15 protein-coding genes are annotated in these 17,755 nt (G+C 71.6%); 6 read left to right on the forward strand and 9 right to left on the reverse strand.

All coding sequences use genetic code 11. The annotated features are described in order from the left end of the window. Window positions 1–41 precede the first annotated feature (41 nt). Window positions 42–1,700 carry a protein phosphatase 2C domain-containing protein gene (locus tag ACZ4N4_RS10430; protein ID WP_467586640.1) on the reverse strand — a complete coding sequence of 553 codons (1,659 nt, stop codon included), beginning with the start codon at window positions 1,698–1,700 and terminating at the stop codon, window positions 42–44. Window positions 1,701–2,187: 487 nt separating this feature from the next. On the opposite strand from ACZ4N4_RS10430, the gene ACZ4N4_RS10435 reads away from it, so the two are divergent. Beyond that, window positions 2,188–3,168 carry a helix-turn-helix domain-containing protein gene (locus ACZ4N4_RS10435; RefSeq protein ID WP_467586643.1) on the forward strand — a complete coding sequence of 327 codons (981 nt, stop codon included), beginning with the start codon at window positions 2,188–2,190 and terminating at the stop codon, window positions 3,166–3,168. 171 nt (window positions 3,169–3,339) lie between these two features. On the opposite strand, the gene ACZ4N4_RS10440 is transcribed toward ACZ4N4_RS10435, so the two are convergent. From ACZ4N4_RS10440 to ACZ4N4_RS10470, 7 genes are all read right to left on the reverse strand, one after another. Further along, window positions 3,340–4,521: an SGNH/GDSL hydrolase family protein gene (locus ACZ4N4_RS10440; protein ID WP_467586646.1), complete on the reverse strand. Its 1,182-nt coding sequence runs from the start codon at window positions 4,519–4,521 to the stop codon at window positions 3,340–3,342. A gap of 219 nt (window positions 4,522–4,740) precedes the next feature. Next, complete coding sequence (locus tag ACZ4N4_RS10445) at window positions 4,741–5,262, reverse strand: methylated-DNA--[protein]-cysteine S-methyltransferase (RefSeq protein ID WP_467586649.1); 522 nt, start codon at window positions 5,260–5,262, stop codon at window positions 4,741–4,743. Next, on the reverse strand, window positions 5,262–6,650 hold the full coding sequence (locus tag ACZ4N4_RS10450) for a bifunctional transcriptional activator/DNA repair enzyme AdaA (protein ID WP_467586652.1): 1,389 nt from the start codon (window positions 6,648–6,650) through the stop codon (window positions 5,262–5,264). The genes ACZ4N4_RS10445 and ACZ4N4_RS10450 overlap by 1 nt, the downstream gene beginning before the upstream one ends. A 57-nt stretch (window positions 6,651–6,707) precedes the next feature. Continuing rightward, window positions 6,708–7,805 (reverse strand): ribosome small subunit-dependent GTPase A, encoded by a 1,098-nt coding sequence (gene rsgA, locus ACZ4N4_RS10455; RefSeq protein WP_453566505.1) that lies wholly within the window; start codon window positions 7,803–7,805, stop codon window positions 6,708–6,710. 361 nt (window positions 7,806–8,166) lie between these two features. Beyond that, the gene (fmdA, locus tag ACZ4N4_RS10460; RefSeq protein ID WP_453566502.1) at window positions 8,167–9,417 is read right to left on the reverse strand and encodes a formamidase; all 1,251 of its coding nucleotides are present in this window, start codon (window positions 9,415–9,417) and stop codon (window positions 8,167–8,169) included. 24 nt (window positions 9,418–9,441) lie between these two features. Further along, window positions 9,442–10,080, reverse strand: a complete 639-nt coding sequence (locus tag ACZ4N4_RS10465; RefSeq protein ID WP_453566499.1) for an AmiS/UreI family transporter — start codon at window positions 10,078–10,080, stop codon at window positions 9,442–9,444. Window positions 10,081–10,271: 191 nt separating this feature from the next. Beyond that, window positions 10,272–10,625 (reverse strand): FmdB family zinc ribbon protein, encoded by a 354-nt coding sequence (locus ACZ4N4_RS10470; RefSeq protein ID WP_467586655.1) that lies wholly within the window; start codon window positions 10,623–10,625, stop codon window positions 10,272–10,274. A gap of 509 nt (window positions 10,626–11,134) precedes the next feature. Between ACZ4N4_RS10470 and ACZ4N4_RS10475 the strand changes: the two genes are divergently transcribed. The 3 genes from ACZ4N4_RS10475 to ACZ4N4_RS10485 all read left to right on the forward strand — a co-directional run bounded on the left by ACZ4N4_RS10475 (window position 11,135) and on the right by ACZ4N4_RS10485 (window position 14,490). After that, on the forward strand, window positions 11,135–12,298 hold the full coding sequence (locus ACZ4N4_RS10475) for an NAD-dependent formate dehydrogenase (protein WP_453566493.1): 1,164 nt from the start codon (window positions 11,135–11,137) through the stop codon (window positions 12,296–12,298). Window positions 12,299–12,563: 265 nt separating this feature from the next. Further along, a complete protein-coding gene (locus tag ACZ4N4_RS10480; protein WP_453566491.1) occupies window positions 12,564–12,947 on the forward strand; it encodes a hypothetical protein in 384 nt (127 codons plus the stop codon). Window positions 12,948–13,170: 223 nt separating this feature from the next. Beyond that, window positions 13,171–14,490, forward strand: a complete 1,320-nt coding sequence (locus ACZ4N4_RS10485) for an acyltransferase family protein (RefSeq protein WP_467586658.1) — start codon at window positions 13,171–13,173, stop codon at window positions 14,488–14,490. Window positions 14,491–14,683: 193 nt separating this feature from the next. Here ACZ4N4_RS10485 and ACZ4N4_RS10490 read toward each other — a convergent pair whose 3' ends face one another. Further along, window positions 14,684–15,673 (reverse strand): LacI family DNA-binding transcriptional regulator, encoded by a 990-nt coding sequence (locus ACZ4N4_RS10490; RefSeq protein ID WP_453566636.1) that lies wholly within the window; start codon window positions 15,671–15,673, stop codon window positions 14,684–14,686. Window positions 15,674–15,895: 222 nt separating this feature from the next. Between ACZ4N4_RS10490 and ACZ4N4_RS10495 the strand changes: the two genes are divergently transcribed. Continuing rightward, a complete protein-coding gene (locus ACZ4N4_RS10495) occupies window positions 15,896–16,690 on the forward strand; it encodes an ATP-binding cassette domain-containing protein (protein ID WP_450765159.1) in 795 nt (264 codons plus the stop codon). Beyond that, complete coding sequence (locus ACZ4N4_RS10500) at window positions 16,687–17,721, forward strand: ABC transporter permease (RefSeq protein WP_453566485.1); 1,035 nt, start codon at window positions 16,687–16,689, stop codon at window positions 17,719–17,721. The genes ACZ4N4_RS10495 and ACZ4N4_RS10500 overlap by 4 nt, the downstream gene beginning before the upstream one ends. Window positions 17,722–17,755: the final 34 nt, after the last annotated feature.

Raw genomic sequence — 17,755 nt, forward strand, 5'->3', positions numbered from 1 at the left:
CCTGTGGGCGGATACCTCCCATCCACGCACAGGGACCGGCCTCACGCCTCCCAGACGACCGCCGCCGTACGGTCGTCGGCGTAGCCCTTCACCCGTACCTGGGTGTCCGCGAGGAACGCGGCGAGGCCCGGCGGGGTACGGCCGGACCAGCGTCGGGCCAGATACGCGCAGAGGGCGGGCTCGCCGCGCAGCGGGTCGGCGAGCCCTCCGCTGCACATCACCAGAGCGTCACCCGGGCGGGCTACCGAGGCCCGGAAGAGGAAGGGGTCGCGGGGCGGTTCGGGGGCCGGTTCGTAGGGGCTCGGCGGGGTCGGGATGCCTAGGTCCATGGTGAGCCGGTCGCCCTCCGGGGTCTCGGCGGGCGGCGAACCGTAGCCGACCACGGCCTCGCCGACGGTGTCGGTGTCGACGTGCGGTTCGATGTCCTGCCACTCGCCGTCCCGGAGCCGGAACAGCCCGCCCTCCCCGACCCCGAAGAAGACCCGGGTACGGCACTGGGGATGGGCGGGGACGAGCAGGCAGCGCAGGCTGGCCGCGTACTCCTCGGCGGCGACGCCCTGTTCGGCGGCGCTGGCGCGGAGTTTGCCGAGGCTGCGGTCGGTGAGCCGGTGCAGCCCGGACTTGAGGTCGCCGCGCCGGGCGGCCTGGATGTCCTCGGTGAGCCGCTGGTGACTGCGGCCCACCGCCCGGGCGATCCACTCGCAGACCTCGGCGGCGGCCCGGTGGGCACCGGGGGTGGCCCGGGCGCCGGTGGCCATCGCGACCAGGAGCAGTGCCTGGTCGCCGGAGCCGAACCGGGCGGTGAGCAGGGCGTCGCGGCGCGGCTCGCCCCGGTACCGGGCGGAGTCGCCGCGCTGGGAGACGGCCCGCAGGGTGCAGGTGCCGTAGCGGGCGCCGTCCAGCACGGTGTCGGCGACCAGGTCGTCGAGTTCGTCGGGGTCGGCGGCGGGCAAGGCGGTGGGTTCGGCGTCGTAGGTGGGCGGGCCGGAGCCGACGTAGTCCACGGAGGAGACCGGGGCGGCTGCCGGGGCCGAGTGCGGCGGGAGCGTGGCCAGGTCGGGGCGGGTGGCGGGGTGGGAGTCCGCCCAGGCGTCGTCGTCCGCCTCCGGGAACTCCGGGTCCTCCTCGTCCCACGGCCAGGGCTTGCGGACGGTGGCGGCCTTCTCACCCGCTGCGTCGGTGGGGCCGGCGGGCGCGCGTTGCGCGGGCACGGTCGGCGGGACCGTCGGGACCGGCGGGGCCGTCGGGACCGGCGGGGCAGTCGGGACCGGCGGGGCAGTCGGGACCGGCGGGGCAGTCGGGCCGGGCGACGGCACCCGAGCGGCCGACGGGACCGGCACGGCCGGCGGCCCGGACGGGCCCGGCTGCACCGGCACGGCCGGTGGGACGGGCGGTGCCGATGGAACCGGCGGTGCCGATGGAACCGGCGGTGCCGATGGGACGGGCGATGCCGGTGGAACCGGCGCGCTCGGTGGGGCCGATGCGGCCGGTGGGTCGGGTGGCTCGGTGCCCGGTTCCTCCGTGACGCCCCGCCGTCCCCGTCCCCGTCCCCGTCCCGCCACCGTTTTCTTCGCCGAGGCGAAGCGGTCGTCCAGGGAATCGGGTGCGGCCGTGGGGCCGGTGTCCTCGGTGGAGTCGTCGTACAACTGCCCCCACCAGTCGTCCTCATGACGGGTGGGCCTACCCCCTGGCTGACTCATGCCCCTAATTGTCCACCGCACGGCCCGGATGAAAACGGGGCATCGGGAAAATCCCGCACCCGAACCGGTGTCGAACGGCGTGGCGAGTGACGCGCTGAACACCCGTGCGAGGAAAGAGAGTCGACGACACGCGTGAGGGGCATGGTGCCCGTGACACGTGTGAGTCGCCGGGTGGTCCCACCCCCCACGGGAGAACCACCCGGCGACACCTGAGTGACCCGGCCCCAGATCCCCTACGCGTGCGCGCGTCATGGGCCCCGGGCCACCGTTCGCACGGCCGGACGCGGTCGCGTCGGCCGGAGGCCAGATTGTGACGGGCGATCCTTGCGACCAGCTGTGCGTCGCGGATCCGGATCCCCGGTGAAGGTGCTGCGCTGACGTGATCTTGGCAGAGTGACCGCCGGTACGGCGATGATGTGCTGCGGCGGGTTTGCGCCGTGGCCAGTTCCCGCCACGACGCCCGACTTCGAGGGAGGGACGCGGGTCGATGCTGGCAGCGCTCGGTCTGGACGAGAGGGACGAGTCGGCGTACCGGACGCTGGTCTCCGTGGGCGCCGCCGATGTGCCCGATCTGGCGCGGCGCCTGACGTTGGCCGAGCCGGACACCGAGCGCGCGCTGCGCCGGCTGGAGCGGCACGGCCTGGCGGCCCAGTCCTCGGGCCGGCCGGGCCGCTGGGTGGCGGCGCCGCCCGGGGTGGCGTTGGGTGCGCTGCTCACCCAGCAGCGGCACGAACTGGATAAGGCGGAGCTGGCGGCGGCGCTGCTGGCCGAGGAGTACCGGGCGGCGGCCGCCGAGCCGGCGGTGCACGACCTGGTCGAGGTGGTGACCGGCGCCCCGGCCGTCGCCCAGCGGTTCCTCCAGCTCCAGCTGGGGGCCGCCGACGAGGTGTGCGCGCTGGTCACCGGCAACCCGATGGTGGTCTCCGGGATGGAGAACGAGGCGGAGGAACAGGCGGCCGGCCGGGGGGTGCGCTACCGGGTGGTGGTGGAGCGCGCGGTGCTCGATCTGCCGCACGGGATCACGGAGTTGACGGCGGCACTGGGCCGGGACGAGCAGGTGCGGGTGGTGGACCGGGTCCCGACCAAGCTGGTCGTGGCGGACCGCTCCCTCGCGATGGTCCCGCTCACCTCGCAGACCTCGGAGCCCGCCGCGGTGGTGGTGCACGCCAGCGGCCTGCTGGAGCTGCTGTCCGAACTGTTCGAGTCGGTGTGGCGGTCCGCGCTGCCGCTCCGCCTCGGTGCCTCGGGGGTGACCGAGGAGCGGCCGGACGCCCCCGACGCCACCGATCTGGAGGTGCTGTCGCTGCTGCTGGCCGGGCTGACCGACGTGAGCGTGGCCAAACAGCTCGACCTGGGCCTCAGGACCGTGCAGCGCCGGGTGAGACGGCTGATGGAACTGGCCGGGGTGACGACCCGGCTGCAACTGGGCTGGCACTCCTACGAGCGGGGCTGGGTGGCCCGGGACTGACCCGCGCGGCACGCCGGGCGGATGGGAGCAGGGGAACTCCTGCTGGTCGGCCTGGTGCTGGCGCTCGGCCTGCGCGGAGTACCGGTGCCCGGGGTGCCGGGTTCGTGGCTGGTGCGGGCCGCCGCGGCGTGGTGGACGCCGTACGACGCGCACCCGGCGGCATGGGGGGGCTCAGAGCAGGTCGCCGAGCCGGACGGCGGCGGCCAGGGCGCGCATGCCGGTGTCGTTGAAGTGCAGATGGTCGCCGGGGTCGTAGCCGGGCCGGATGCGCGTCGGCTGCTCCGGATCGCGGACGACGGCGTCGAAGTCCACGTACGCGTCGAAGACGTTCCGGGTGCGGATCAGCTCGTTGACCCGCTGTCGTACGGCCTCCCGGGCGTCGGTGTAGCCGCTGAACCCCGCGTAGGGCGTGAGTGTCGCGCCCACGACCCGGATTCCGCGTGCGTGGGCGCGGGCCACGATCGCGCGGTACGCCCGCACGAAGTCGGCGGGGTCCGTGGCCTCCGGGTTGCCCTTGATGTCGTTGATGCCTTCGAGGAGGACCAGGGTCCGGACACCCGCCCGGGTCAGCCCGTCGGCGTCCAGTCGGTTCAGGGCGCCCGGTCCTCCGGTGCTGTCGAGCAGCAGCCGGTTGCCGGAGATCCCGGCGTTGAGGACTCCGATCCGGAAGGGGCGCAGCCGTTCCGCGAGGCGGTCGGGCCAGCGGTGGTTGGTGCCGAAGCTGGAGCCGTTGCCGTCGGTGAGGGAGTCACCGAAGGCGACCACGGTGCCGAGGGCCACGCCGCGCACGTCGACACCGGCGACGTAGTACCAGTTCCCGGTGGTCCCGGTGTACGCGGTCCCGTGTTCGTCGGCGGCCCGGCCGGCGCCGTGCCTGGCCAGGTAGCTGGTCTGGAGCGCGACGCGGTGATAGGTGGCGGGACCGGAGTCGCCCGGGGTCTCGACGGTGACCAGCAGATCGGCGGCGGCCGGGACGGCGAGCGGCACCGGGTCACTGACCAGGTCCTTTCCGGCCGGTACGACCGCGGTGCCGGCGCCGTCGAAGGTGGCGCCGCGCATGGACCCGGGTACGGCGTCCGCGCCGGTGCCCCGGCGCAGCGCGACGGTGACCGCGCCGAGCCGGAGGGGTGCGCTGCCGAGCCGGTTGCTGATCCGGACCCGTACCGCACTGCCTCCGACGCTGAGATGAACGACATTGCGGTAGGCGGCGCCGGGCACCGCGCGGACGGTACCGGAAGGCGCGGCCTCCCAGCTCCCCGCCCAGAGCGAGGGGCCGGATTCGGCACCGGCCCGCCCCGTCGTACCCATCGCGATCAGCAGCGCCGCGCCGAGGACCCGCCCGACCTTGCCCATCCACACCCGCCCTTCCTGAGGCCCACTGGAGGGGAAGGTGGCATACGGACGCCGAGCGGGGCGGCAACTTGACCGGGGGACCACCCGGGTGGCGCAGCGCGAGCCCGGCGGAGCCGCGCCGTTGAACTGCGGGCCGCATCCCGGCCGCGGGTGGTGAGTGGTTGCGCGCGCAGTCCCCGCGCCCCTGACGGGGCCCGTCGTAGCCGCGGGCAGTCGTGCCTACCCCAGTGCCCCAAGGGCCCCCACCCCGCGCTGACCCGCCGCTCCCTCCAGCGTCAGCAGCCGCACCTTTCGCTCAAGTCCCCCCGCGTAGCCGGTCATCGAACCGTCCGCCCCGATCACCCGGTGACAAGGCCGCACGATCAGCAGCGGGTTGGCCCCGATCGCCCCGCCGACCGCACGCACCGCCATCCTGGACGCCCCGATCCGCGCGGCGATCTCCCCGTACGTCGTCGTCCCCCCGTACGGCACGCCGTCCAGCTCACCCCACACCCGCTCCCGGAACTCGGTCCCGTGTGCGCTCAGCTCCAGCCGGAACTCCTTCAGTTCACCGGCGAAGTACGCGGCGAGCTGCTCCTCGGCCGCCCGGAAGGGCCCCGCGTCCGCGAGCCACCCCGTCGCGACGCTCCGACCGCCCTTCTGCCCGGGGACGGACAGGGACGTCAGCGCCCCGTCCCCATCCGCGGTCAGGAGCAACTCCCCGACCGGCGAAGCGATCCGCGTCCAGTACGTGACATCCATCAGTTCCTCAGTTCTCCTTCCGCCAGCAGGTGCCGGACGGCGTACGACCGCCAGGGCCGCCAGTCGTCCGGTATGTCCAGGCCGGGCGCGGCCACGTCGGGGTCGCCGAGCGCGCGGACCCGGATCGCGGCGAGGACCGCCGGCTCCAGCCCGGGCAGGGCCCGCAGGGCCGTCTCCGCGTCGTCCCGGTCGGCGCCCGGGTCCAGCCGTACGGTGCCGTCCGCGAGCGCGGCGGCGAGCGCGCCGAGGGTGCCGTCCGGCTCGGCCCCGGCGAGCACGGCGGCCTCCGGGAAGAGGTGGGTGAGGCTGCCTGCGGGCGCGTCCAGCGTCTTGCCGTACCGCTGGACCAGTCGCTCGGCGCCGACGGTGCCGACCAGGGCCCGTACCGCGGCCTCGGCCGGATCCGCGGTCCCGGGTGAGCGCAGCCCCGGCCGCGCGGCGACCAGCGGAGCGAGCCGTGGGTCCTCGGCGAGCCGCTCGTCGACGGCGTACGGGTCGGCGTCGAGGTCGAACAGCCGCCGCAGCCGCTGTACGGCGGTGGTCAGGTCGCGCGGGTCGGTGAGCCGCAGCCCGGCGTCGAGCCAGCCGCCGGGACGGGCACCGCCGGCCGCGGCACCGGTCCGCTCCTCGACGGCGACGACGCCATGGCCGTACGGCAGTCGCAGGGTGCGACGGTAGGTGCGGGCGCCGGGGACGCCGGTGACCTCCTCCACACCGGGTACGGCCTCGCGTTCCAGCAGGTCGAAGACGGGACCGGCCTGGTACGGGCCGCGGTGGGCGAGCCGCAGCGGGATCCCGGCCGCAGGCGAGCCGCGCCGGGCGCCCCGGCCGCCGGGCGCCGCCTCGCGCAACCGGCTCGGGGTCGTGGCGTACACGGCGCGGACGGTGTCGTTGAACTGCCGCACGCTGGCGAATCCGCTCGCGAACGCGATCTCCGTGATCGGCAGCTCGGTGGTCTGGAGCAGCACGCGTGCGGTGTGGGCGCGCTGGGCCCGGGCGAGAGCGACCGGACCGGCGCCGACTTCGGCGGTCAGCTGCCGCTGTACCTGGCGGGCGCTGTAGCCGAGCCGGTCGGCGAGACCGCCGACGCCCTCCCGGTCCACGACGCCGTCGCCGATCAGCCGCATGGCCCGGCCGACGACGTCGGCACGGGCGTTCCACTCGGCGGACCCGGGCACGGCGTCCGGGCGGCACCGGCGGCAGGCCCGGAAGCCGGAGCCCTGCGCCGCGGCGGCGGTGCGGAAGAAGCGGACGTTGTGCCGCTTCGGGGTGACGGCGGGGCAGCTGGGACGGCAGTAGATGCCGGTGGTCCGCACGGCGAAGAAGAACGCGCCGTCGAACCGCCCGTCCCGGCTGCGCACCGCCTCATACCTGGTCTCTTCGTCCATCACCCTTCAAGTGTGGGCGATGGGCGAGGGTGGGTCTGGCGGGAATCGGACGTGGTGCTAGCGCCACCGCCCCTGCTTCGCCTCCATCGCCGCCTTCCCCTCCGCACCCCTCTTCTTCCAGTCCTTCTTCATCTCGGACCGCAGGCGTGCGTCCGTCTTCGCGACGATCCACTGGTTCTCCCGCATCAGCTTGCGGTAGCTCTCCAGCCGGCGCACGGGCAGTTCCCCGGTCTCCACCGCGAAGCGCACCGCACAGCCCGGCTCGCTCTCGTGCCCGCAGTCGGAGAACCGGCACCCCTCGGCCAGTTCCTCGATCTCGGAGAACACCTGCCCGACCCCGGTCCCGGCGTCGAACAGGCCCACGCCACGCAGCCCGGGGGTGTCGATCAGCACCCCCCCGCCCGGCAGCGCCAGCAGGTTGCGGGTGGTCGTGGTGTGCCGGCCCTTGCCGTCGACGTCCCGGGCTGCCCGGACGTCCATCACGTCCTCGCCGACCAGCGCGTTGGCAAGGGTGGACTTGCCCGCGCCGGACTGGCCGAGCAGGACGGACGTACCGGAGCGGACGAGCGAGACGAGGACGTCGAGGCCGTCCCCCGCCATCGCGCTGACGGTGAGGACCGGAACGCCGGGGGCGCTGGTCTCGACGTCCTGGACCAGATGCGCGAGGGTCACCGGGTCCGGGACCAGGTCCGCCTTGGTGAGGACCACGACCGGCTGGGCCCCGGACTCCCAGGCCAGTGCCAGGAACCGTTCGACGCGGCCGAGGTCGAGCTCGACGGCGAGGGACACGGCGACGATCGCGTGGTCGACGTTGGCCGCGAGGATCTGCCCCTCGGACCGCTTGGAGGAGGTGGAGCGCACGAAGGCGGTACGGCGCGGCAGATACGCGCGTACGTAACGGGGATTGCCGCCGGGTTCCACGGCGACCCAGTCGCCGGTGCACACGACGCGCATCGGATCGTGCGGGGTGACGAACGCGGTGTCGGCGCGCAGCGGCCCGCCGGCGCTGACGATGTCGCACTGCCCGCGGTCGACACGGACGACCCGCCCGGCCAGCAGGCCTTCGGCGGCGTAGGGGGCGAACTCCTTCGCCCAGGTCTCGTCCCAGCCGTAGGGAGCGAGCGCGGAGAAAACAGCAGCAGAGCTGGAAGTCAAGGGTGACCCTTCACAGGGCGGCCCCGGGAAAGCTGGTAGGTCAGCCGGTGGCCGCGGAGGTGGAATGGATGAACTTCTGGTCGCGGGCAGCGCCCATCGCAACGACAGCCATCGGTCACACCTCCTCTACCAGCCAAGTCACCCACGGCACCTCAGGGGTTGCCGCTCGAACACCACCGACCCTAGAAGACGCACGGGCCGCGACGCCACCGAATTTCGGCGCGGTCACGGCGAGCGCAGACGGGCGGCTCGATGCGCGGACAAAGGCCCGGCCGCGGCCCGCCGTCCCGGATCCGCCACACGGCGCTGACCTGCAGCGCCGTGTCGCGGCCGGGACGGCGGAGCCGCCGCCGGGGACCCGTCACGCGGTGGCCAACGCGCACTGGCCTCGGTCGGCCTTCGTCGGTCCGGCCGCGCTCGGACGGACCTCGAAGTCGAACATGGCGGTGGGTACGTACAACGAGCAGCACGCGTTGGGGATGTCGACGATGCCGCTGATACGTCCCTCTATGGGGGAGGAGCCGAGCAGCAGGTAGGCCTGCTCTCCGCTGTAGCCGAACTTCTTGAAGTACTCGACGGCGTTGAGGCAGGCCCGGCGGTAGGCCAGTGTCGCGTCGAGGTAGTAGTTCGTGTCCGTGTCGTGGTCGACGGAGATCCCGATGAAGGTGAGGAACTCCGTGTACCTGGGCTCGACGTTGCCCGGAATGAACACGGGGTTGGTGGAGATGCCGTACGTCTCCATGCCGCCCTTGATCAGGTCGACGTGGAAGTCGATGAACCCGCCCATCTCGATGGCGCCGCAGAAGGTGATCTCTCCGTCGCCCTGACTGAAGTGCAGGTCGCCTCCGGACAGCTTCGCGTCCTTGACGTGTACGGGGTAGAAGACTCGCGATCCCCGGGTGAAGTTCTTGATGTCGTGGTTGCCTCCGTTCTCGCGGGCCGGCACCGTGCGGGCGCCTTCCGCGGCGATGCGCTTGGCGAGGTCTCCGGTGGCCGTGCCCGCGAGTGCGTTGGTGCTGTCCGGCGGTACGGCGAGCGGCGGGACCCGATTGGGGTCCGTGTCGATCAGCGCCTGCTCGCGGGCGTTCCAACGGGCGAGCATCTCGGTGGACGGGGCGGTTCCGAACAGCCCGGGGTGGGTGATCCCGGTGAAGCGGATCCCGGGAAGGTGACGGGAGACGGCCTGCTGTCCGTGGAAATCCCAGATCGCTTTGTAGGCGTCCGGGAAGTAGTCGGTCAGGAAGCCTCCGCCGTTGGCCTTGGCGAAGATGCCGGTGTAGCCCCAGCCCTGCCCTGCCGCGTCCCCGGTCTGCTGCGGCACGGGGCCGAGGTCGAGGATGTCGACGACGAGCAGGTCGCCGGGTTCGGCGCCCTCCACGCCTATCGGGCCGCTGAGCATGTGAGGGATGGTCAGGTCGATGTCGCGTACGTCGTTGGCGGTGTCGTTGTTGCCGACCTGGCAGTCGGTCCAGTCGCGGCACTCCATGCGGAACTCCGCTCCCGGCTTCACCATGGCGACGGTGGGGATGTCCGGGTGCCACCTGTTGTGGCCGGGCACGGCCTGGTCACGCATCGACTTGCTGTGGTCCACACTGAAGACAATCTCAGGCATGAGAACTCCTCGTTTCTGATCCGGTCACGTCGGTGCGCCCACGCCTCCGGCCCGCGGGGCAGCCGAGGTCGGCCGGGGCTTTCTATGGGTGCGCGGCCACAGACCCGCGAACACCACGACGCCGAAGGCCGCCAGTGCGATGGCGATCTCGGTGGGGTGCTTCCAGTAGCCGGAGAGCAGCAGCCCGGCGGGAATCACACCGGTGACCCAGCCTTCGATCGCCGTGACCCAGCCGGTATAGATCGTGAGGTCGTCCCTCTTGAGACCGAGCAGCAGGAAGAAGAGGAACCACAGGTAGGCCCAGTAGAGCCAGATGACCCCGAAGGGGTAGTCCTTGAGCAGCCGGAAGTTGGCGTACGAGTATCCCAGGGCGACAACTGCCACGAACAGCGAGTAGTAGCCGACGCCGGTGCTGTCAAGACCGACGAGCAGGCCGATACCCACATAGAGGTAGGTGAAGCCGAAGAGGTAGATGCCGGATGCCGCCAGGATCTTCATGGGGTCGTTGTTGGCGGTGAAGATGAGGTAAGTCGGCGTCAGTACCTGCAGTGCGCCCACGAAGAGGTTGAACACCGCTCCCGCTCGGGCATCGACCTTCCCGAGCAGCAGCAACCCGTTCATGAAGAGCACCGCACCGACGAAGAGCAGTCCCACGTTTCCCACGGGGACGCACCTCCCTAAGTCCGCGTGGGGAGTGGAATCGCGTGCCGCCAGAGGCCGATGGGCCGCCGATGATACGGCTTTGCTCCCGGCCCGCGTTGCGTGATTCCGCATTCCGCACATCGCTGCGGGGACGACTTCGTGTTCCGATGCCGAGACCCGCATGAGACGTTCTGCCTTGCCCACCACCGCCTTCAAGGACGCGGCAGCCGCGAGAGCGCGGGGTGCGGGCGCACCCTTCTGCGTGGCGGCAGTTGGGAGACCACTGCCGGAGCCTCACGCGCCTGCTCCTCCAGGACATGGAGGGCGGCGACCGGGTGCGAGGTCAGCGTAAGGCCGGGCGAGGAGTACACACGTCTCGCAGCGCGTGCGCAGACGGGGCAGCCATATGACTTGGGCGCCGTCCCGATCGCCAACTTCACGTCGAAGGGCCCGCATCGGCCGCACAGATATTCATAGGTTGCCATCAGCAGCCTCCGGATGCCGGTGGACGCTGCCAGACCCGAGTGCGTGCTGTGCGCACCCGACTGGCGCACGCCACAGGACATTTCCTACCTTCAAGGAGACGTCTCGTAAATCCCGGTGTCAAGTACCGGACCCCGGCGCGCGGCACCGGATCGTCAGGCCGCCGCAAGTCCCGCCGCAATACTCGAAACGCCGTACAGCAGCGATTTGCCGACCTGCCCTTTCTCACACAGGTGGACCGAGTCGTGACTGAATGTGGAAACGTCCTACGGGCACCGCAGAAGTCGTACGGGCACCGCAGAAACCGACCCCGGCAATGACCACGACCTGTTCCGGCCTGTTCCGGCAGTGCGTGCCGCACACCGAGACCCACCAGCAGCCCGGCACGAACGAGCCGGTCACGTTGATCGGCCAGGTGCCGTGCGGGAAAATGTCTTTGCCGCGCCCCTGTCCACCGGGCACCTCCCGGCCATCCCAGGGGATTGCAGTGCCGACACGCACGCGACTAAAATTCAAGATCATCGGTGTTCGACCGGCTTGCCGACGCCCTACCTGTTCACAGGAGCAGTGGCTCCACCGATGGAGGACGGCCATGGCAAAAATTCTTGCGGTGCTCTATCCGGATCCCGTGGGCGGTTATCCTCCCGACTACGCCCGCGACGAGATTCCCACCATCAGCGGCTACCCGGGCGGTCAGACCGCGCCGACCCCCCAGGCCATCGATTTCACCCCGGGGCACCTCCTCGGCTGCGTCTCAGGAGAACTGGGGCTGCGCCGGTTCCTGGAGGACCGGGGTCACACCCTCGTCGTCACGAGCGACAAGGAAGGGGCGGACTCCACCCTGGACCGCGAGCTTCCCGACACCGACGTGGTGATCTCGCAACCGTTCTGGCCCGCCTATCTGACCCCCGAACGCATCGCCGCGGCTTCCCGGCTCAGACTCGCGATCACCGCGGGGATCGGGTCGGACCACGTCGACCTGCCGAGCGCCATCGCCCACGACATGACCGTGGCCGAGGTGACCTTCAGCAACAGCATCAGTGTGTCGGAGCACGCCGTGATGCAGATTCTCACCCTGGTGCACAACTACATGCCGGCGCACGAGTGGGTGACCACCAAGAAGGGCTGGAACATCGCCGACAGCGTCTCGCGCGCCTACGACCTCGAAGGCATGGCCGTCGGCGTCCTCGGCTCCGGCCGGATCGGCCAGGCGGTACTGCGCCGCCTCAAGCCGTTCGACGTCACGCTGCACTACTGCGACGTGCACCGGCTGGACAAGGAGGTCGAGGAGGAGCTGGAGCTGACCTGGCATCCCGACGCCCGTTCGCTGGCCCCCGCCGTCGATGTGCTCTCGATCCACACTCCGCTGCATCCACAGACACAGAACCTCTTCGACGACGAGCTGATCGGGGCCATGAAGCGCGGTTCGTACATCGTCAACACCGCACGGGCGCTCATCGTCAACCGGGATTCCGTGGTGCGGGCCCTCGAGAGCGGACAACTGGCCGGTTACGCCGGTGACGTCTGGTACCCGCAGCCGCCACCGCCGGACCACCCCTGGCGCACCATGCCCTACGAGGCGATGACGCCGCACGTGTCCGGGTCGACCCTCTCGGCGCAGGCACGCTACGCGGCCGGTGCGCGGGAGATCCTCGAGTGCTGGCTCGACGGTCGCCCCATCCGCGCGGAGTACCTGATCGTCGAAGGCGGGGGGCTCGCCGGGACGGGAGCGAGTTCCTACACGGTCGCCGGCTGACCGACACGGGCGGGGTGACGTCCGGGGGCCGAGAAATCAGCTGCAGATTCAATAGAAGATCCACCAACCCGGCTGTGAGCCGCTTCACCCAGAATTTACTGGACGGGCCCGGGCGAAGCCTTTAGCGTCCATAAATAGATTGTTTTTCATTATGTAGGGATACCGGCGCCGCGGGTAATCTCTCGTAAGAAAACCAGGCGAACGCCGGGAAGGTGGATCTGTGAGCACGGACGCAGTGTGGGTTCGGGGCGTGACCGGAATTCAGATGCATCACGTGACCGACCTTCAGGATGCCGGCAGGTTTTTGGGCAACGCCGCGATGGCACTGCGGGCCGCGCACGTGAGGACCGGCGCCGACCGGTACTCCGGCATCGCCGCCGAGCTCAGGTCTCTGGTGGAGCGAGTGCGTGAACTGGAGGACGAGGCGCGGTCGAGCATGCACGAACTGCACTCCGCCGACCCCGAGCGGTTCATCCGCTGCCGGGACGGCCACGAGCCGTGGCCCGGCGAGATCCCGGCAGGATTCATCCCGCGCCACACCTGCAAGGACGAGTGCCTCTACCACGACCGCGAGGTCCTCGAGGCCCTCATGCAGTGCACCTGCGGCCGGCCGCCGTGCCAGGCCTGTGAGATCGGCGGCAAGCTCTGACGAGCTCCTGGGCTCCCGCGGCCGAGCCGCGTCGAAACGCCATCCGACCCCACCGCTGCGCTCTCCCCCAGAAGGCGCCCGCACCCGGGCGCCGACGGTTGTTCCGGCGGTCGGTGCCCCCTCGCCCGTAGCGGACCGGGGACGGTGTCGTACCGGGCACGGAATGGTTGCGGCATGGGCTTCCCGGCACGACGGCGCCGGGGCTGCGGCAGCATGACGGCCCATGAGCAGAGACCGGTACGTCGACTTCCTGCGCGCGTGGGCCATCGTGCTGGTGGTGCTCGGCCACTGGCTGATCACAGCGCTGGTCCGGGAGCCCGGTGGGCAGATCACCGCCCCGGAGCTGTTGGCGGCCGTTCCCTGGACCCAGTGGCTGACGCTCGGGTTCCAGATCATGCCGCTGTTCTTCCTGGCCGGGGGCCACGCCGCGGGCGGTTCCTGGCCGCGTGCCCAGGCCGCCGGGGGGACGGCCGCCGGGTGGCTGGGGCGACGGGCGCTGCGGCTGCTGCTGCCGGCGGGCCTCTACAGCGGTCTGGTGCTGCTCGCCGTCGGTGTCTGCTCGGCGGTCGGCGTGGACGCGGGCACGCTGTCGCTGGTGGGATGGGCGATGGCGATGCAGTTCTGGTTCCTTCCGGTGTATCTGCTGCTCAGCGCCCTGACGCCACCGATGTACGCGGCACACCGGCGCTGGGGACTCCTGGTCCCGTCGGCGATGGGGGCGGTTGCCCTGGCGGCCGACGTGCTCGTGATGACGGTGCACGCGCCGTACGCGGGTCTCCTGAACTACGTGCTCGTATGGGGTGTCGCCTATCAGCTGGGCTTCTGCTGGCGGGACGGTCTGCTGACCGGGCGCCGGCTCGTGCCGGCCATGATGGCGGCGGGCGGCGCGGTGGCCTTCGCCGCGCTCGTGGCCCTCGGGCCGTTCCCGGTCAGCCTGATCCTGGTGACCGGGCAGCACCCCAGCAATACCAATCCGCCGTCGGCCGCGATGCTGGCGTGGGTGGTGACCCAGGTCGGGCTGAGCCTCCTCGCCGCGCCGACGGTGCGGCGGCTACTGGACCGAGAGCGGGTGTGGCGCCTGGTGCGCCCCGTGGGGGCGACCAGCATGACCCTGTACCTGTGGCACATGCTGCCGGTCCTGGTCGTCGCCGCCGCGTTCTACCTGACCGGCCTCGCGCCCGAGCCGGCCCTCGGGTCCGCCGCGTGGTGGGGCCTGCGGATCCCGTGGCTGCTCGTGCTCGGCCTCGTCCTGGCCGGCGTCGTGTCCGCGCTCCGGCCCCTGGAACGCGGGCTGGCCGTGCTGTACGAACGGACCACTCCGGACGTCGGCCTGCGGCATGCCTGGCCGCTGTGGCTCGGCCTGGCCATGGACACCGCCGCCCTGGCCCGCTTTGCCGTGCGGGGCTTCGCGCCCGACGGCCGGCTCCCCGTACTGCCCACCATGGGCCTGGCGCTGGGCACCGCGCTGGTCATGCTGACGCGGTGGACGACGGCACGCGGGCTCGACCGACCCACGGTGGCCCGGGTTCCGGGGCGGGTGTGAGAGCAGCGGCCGGACGGACACCGTGACCCGCCGGCAGACGCTGCGAAACCCCGGCGCGCGGCTCGCCGTTCCCCAGCCGATCGCGGCTCCCCGTACGCGGCGTACCACCCGGCACCACTGGCCTTCCCGGCCGCCCCACCGACCTTCGCCGGTCGCCCTCCGCCGGCCTTCCCCGCCCGTCGCGCGGCCCCTCCTACGCCGCGAACGGCCCCGGCAGTTCCCCCGACCCCCGCTCGATCAGGCGGGTCGGCATGACCACCGTGCGCGGTGGTGAGACGTCGCCGTGGATGCGGGCGAACAGCAGGTGTGCCGCGCTGGTCGCGAGGGCCACCGGGTCCTGGGCGATCACCGTGACGGGCGGGGTCAGCCGGTCGGCGAGCGCGAAGTCGTCGAAGGCGACGAACGCCAGGCCGGCGGGGAGAACGGTGAGGGCGCTGAAGGCGAGGATCTCGTTGCCGGCCAGCAGGGCGGTCGGCGGGTCGGGCAGGGCCAGCATCTCGGTGACGGCCCCGGCCGCCTCCGGGCCCGGCCGCAGACCGTCCCTGACCAGTGCCGGGTCGGCGGCGAGGCCGGCCGCCGCCAGCGCCGCCAGATAGCCCCGCCGGCGTTCGCCGAACGTCCAGATCCGGGGGGTGTCGCCGAGGTACCCGATCCGGCGGTGGCCGTGTGCCGCCAGCCGCCCCACCGCCTCCCGCACCGCGCCGAAGTTGTCGACCACCACGGCGTCCACGTTCAGCCCGGGTGCCGCCCGGTCCACGCAGACGATCTTCGTGCCCTGCGCCTGGGCCGGGCGCAGGAAGCGGTGGCTGCCGGCGGCCGGGGTGAGGATCAGGCCGTCGACGCGGCGGGCGGTGAACGCGGCGATCACCTCGCGTTCCCGGCGCGGGTCGGCGCGGCTGGAGCCGATGAGCATGACACTGCCGCGCTGCCGGGCGACGTCCTCGGCCGCGGAGGCCACGGCGGCCATGAAGGGGTCGGCCACATCGTCGACCAACAGCCCTATGGTCTGGCTCAGTTCGTGGGTGCGACGTAACTGGCGGGCCACGTCGTCGCGTTGGTAGCCCAGTTTGCGGACCGCGGCCTCCACCCGCGCGGCGGTGCGCGGGGCGACGGCCGCATCCCCGTTGACGACCCGGGACACCGTCATCGCGCTGACGCCCGCTTCCGCGGCAACGTCCTTCATGGTCGGCCGGGTGGCTGCCACGCCACGTCCTCCACCTGCGTCACGTTTGAGCGTCGACTCGTTAACGTTACCAACTCGACGGCATATCAACAGACGTGCAAATAGGAAGAGTTGAGGAGCCGGACGGCCCGGTCCAGGATCGGCTGCACCACCCTTGACACCCCGCTGTGAGCGCCCCAAGAATCAGCCAAGCTGTTAACGATACCAACCAGAAGGCACAACATGGCCTCTGCAAGGGAACCACTGCTCACCGCACATGGCGTGGTCAAGCGTTTCGGCCACGTCCAGGCGCTCCAGGGCGCCGATTTCACGGCATACCCCGGCGAGGTCGTCGCCCTCATCGGCGACAACGGCGCCGGCAAGTCCACTCTGGTGAACGTCCTGTCGGGCGTGCTCGCCCCTGACGCCGGCGAAGTCCGCCTGGACGGCGCACCGGTGCGGTTCTCCGGGCCGATGGACGCACAGCGGCACGGCGTCGAGACGGTCTACCAGGACCTGTCGCTCGCGCCGGATCTCGACGCGGCGGCCAACCTCTATCTCGGCCGGGAGATCGTGCGCGGAGGCCTGCTCGGACGGGTCGGCGTCCTCGACCGGCCCGCGATGCGCCGGGAGGCGGTCAAGGCCTTCGCCGAACTCGGCGTGGAACTGAAGGATGTGACAGCTGCTGTGACAACGTTGTCCGGCGGCCAGCGGCAGTCCGTCGCGGTGGCCCGGGCCGTCGCCTTCGCCAACAAGGTCATCTTCATGGACGAGCCGACCGCCGCCCTGGGGGTGGTCCAGCGCGCCCGGGTCCTGGAGACCGTCCGCCGGGTCGCCGACCGAGGCATCTGTGTGGTGCTGATCAGTCACAACATGCCCGAGGTGCTGTCGGTCGCGGACCGGGTCGAGGTGCTGCGGCTGGGCCGGCGCGTCGCGTCGTACACCGCGGCGGACACCACGATCGAGGAGCTCGTCGGGGCGATGACCGGATCCCTGGACGGGCCGGGCGGCGGCAAGGAAGCGGAGGGCGCACGATGACGGCCGAGAGCGAGAAGGCCCCCGTGGCCGTCGGCAGCCGTGCCGGGGTGCCGGACTGGCTCCGGCGCGCGGCAACGCTCAACGAACTGTGGACCTTTGTGATCCTCCTGGCGCTGGTGGTGTTCTTCACCATCGCGGCGCCGGGCAAGTTCTTCACCACGTACGACATCACCCAGATCGCCGTGAACGCGGCCATCTACCTGGTGCTCGGCGTCGGCATGACGTTCGTGATCATCACGGCGGGCATCGACCTGTCGATCGGGTCGGTGCTGGTGCTGGCCGCGGTGGCGGCGGGCGAGTACAACATCCATCACGGCGGCCCGGCCTCGGGCTGGGGCACGGTCGCGATCTGCGTCGTCATCGCGCTGGCCGTGGGCACGGCCTGGGGCGCGCTGCAGGGCGTGGTGGTGGCCAGTGGCAAGGTGCCGCCGCTGATCGTGACCCTGGGCGGGCTGGGCGCGGCGCTGGGGATCGCCGAACTCGCCACCGGCGGCCAGGACCCGGCCGGCGCGGCCTCCACCCATCTGCAGAACAGCCTCGGTTTCGGCAAGCTGCTCGGGATCCCCTGGATGGTGGTCCTGGCCGCCGTGGTGACCGCGATCTTCGGCGCGGTGCTGGCCGCCACCCGGTTCGGCGAGCACACCCTCGCGATCGGGTCGAACCCGACTGCCGTACGGCGGGCGGGTATTCCGGTGGGCCGGCATCTGGTGAAGGTGTACGGCCTGATGGGGCTGCTGGCCGGACTGGGCGCGGTGATGTGGCTGGCCTCGTACGGCACGACGTCGATCGCCGGGCACTCCACCGACAACCTCAAGGTGATCACCGCGGTGGTGCTGGGCGGTACCAGCCTGTTCGGCGGGCGGGGTTCGGTGCTGGGCACGGTGATCGGTGTGTTCATTCCGGCGGTGCTGACCACCGGGCTGATCGTGATCGGCGTCCAGCAGTACTGGCAGGACGTGGCGGTGGGCGTGGTACTGGTCGTGGCCGTCTACATCGACCAGATGCGCAGGAAGACCCGGGAGCGCGCATGACGCGCACACCCGTGGTTCGACCGCGCAGGACGCA

The sequence above is a fragment of the Streptomyces sp. NPDC026538 genome, from assembly GCF_055567535.1.

Excerpts from the sequence above, each read along its gene's own strand:
- fmdA (WP_453566502.1), bottom strand. The coding sequence starts at position 9,417 with ATGCCTGAGATTGTCTTCAGTGTGGACCACAGCAAGTCGATGCGTGAC.
- ACZ4N4_RS10475 (WP_453566493.1), top strand. The coding sequence starts at position 11,135 with ATGGCAAAAATTCTTGCGGTGCTCTATCCGGATCCCGTGGGCGGTTAT.
- ACZ4N4_RS10470 (WP_467586655.1), bottom strand. The coding sequence starts at position 10,625 with ATGTCCTGTGGCGTGCGCCAGTCGGGTGCGCACAGCACGCACTCGGGT.
- ACZ4N4_RS10430 (WP_467586640.1), bottom strand. The coding sequence starts at position 1,700 with ATGAGTCAGCCAGGGGGTAGGCCCACCCGTCATGAGGACGACTGGTGG.
- ACZ4N4_RS10450 (WP_467586652.1), bottom strand. The coding sequence starts at position 6,650 with ATGGACGAAGAGACCAGGTATGAGGCGGTGCGCAGCCGGGACGGGCGG.
- ACZ4N4_RS10440 (WP_467586646.1), bottom strand. The coding sequence starts at position 4,521 with ATGGGCAAGGTCGGGCGGGTCCTCGGCGCGGCGCTGCTGATCGCGATG.
- ACZ4N4_RS10500 (WP_453566485.1), top strand. The coding sequence starts at position 16,687 with ATGACGGCCGAGAGCGAGAAGGCCCCCGTGGCCGTCGGCAGCCGTGCC.
- ACZ4N4_RS10435 (WP_467586643.1), top strand. The coding sequence starts at position 2,188 with ATGCTGGCAGCGCTCGGTCTGGACGAGAGGGACGAGTCGGCGTACCGG.
- ACZ4N4_RS10485 (WP_467586658.1), top strand. The coding sequence starts at position 13,171 with ATGAGCAGAGACCGGTACGTCGACTTCCTGCGCGCGTGGGCCATCGTG.
- ACZ4N4_RS10480 (WP_453566491.1), top strand. The coding sequence starts at position 12,564 with ATGCATCACGTGACCGACCTTCAGGATGCCGGCAGGTTTTTGGGCAAC.
- ACZ4N4_RS10445 (WP_467586649.1), bottom strand. The coding sequence starts at position 5,262 with ATGGATGTCACGTACTGGACGCGGATCGCTTCGCCGGTCGGGGAGTTG.
- ACZ4N4_RS10495 (WP_450765159.1), top strand. The coding sequence starts at position 15,896 with ATGGCCTCTGCAAGGGAACCACTGCTCACCGCACATGGCGTGGTCAAG.
- ACZ4N4_RS10490 (WP_453566636.1), bottom strand. The coding sequence starts at position 15,673 with ATGAAGGACGTTGCCGCGGAAGCGGGCGTCAGCGCGATGACGGTGTCC.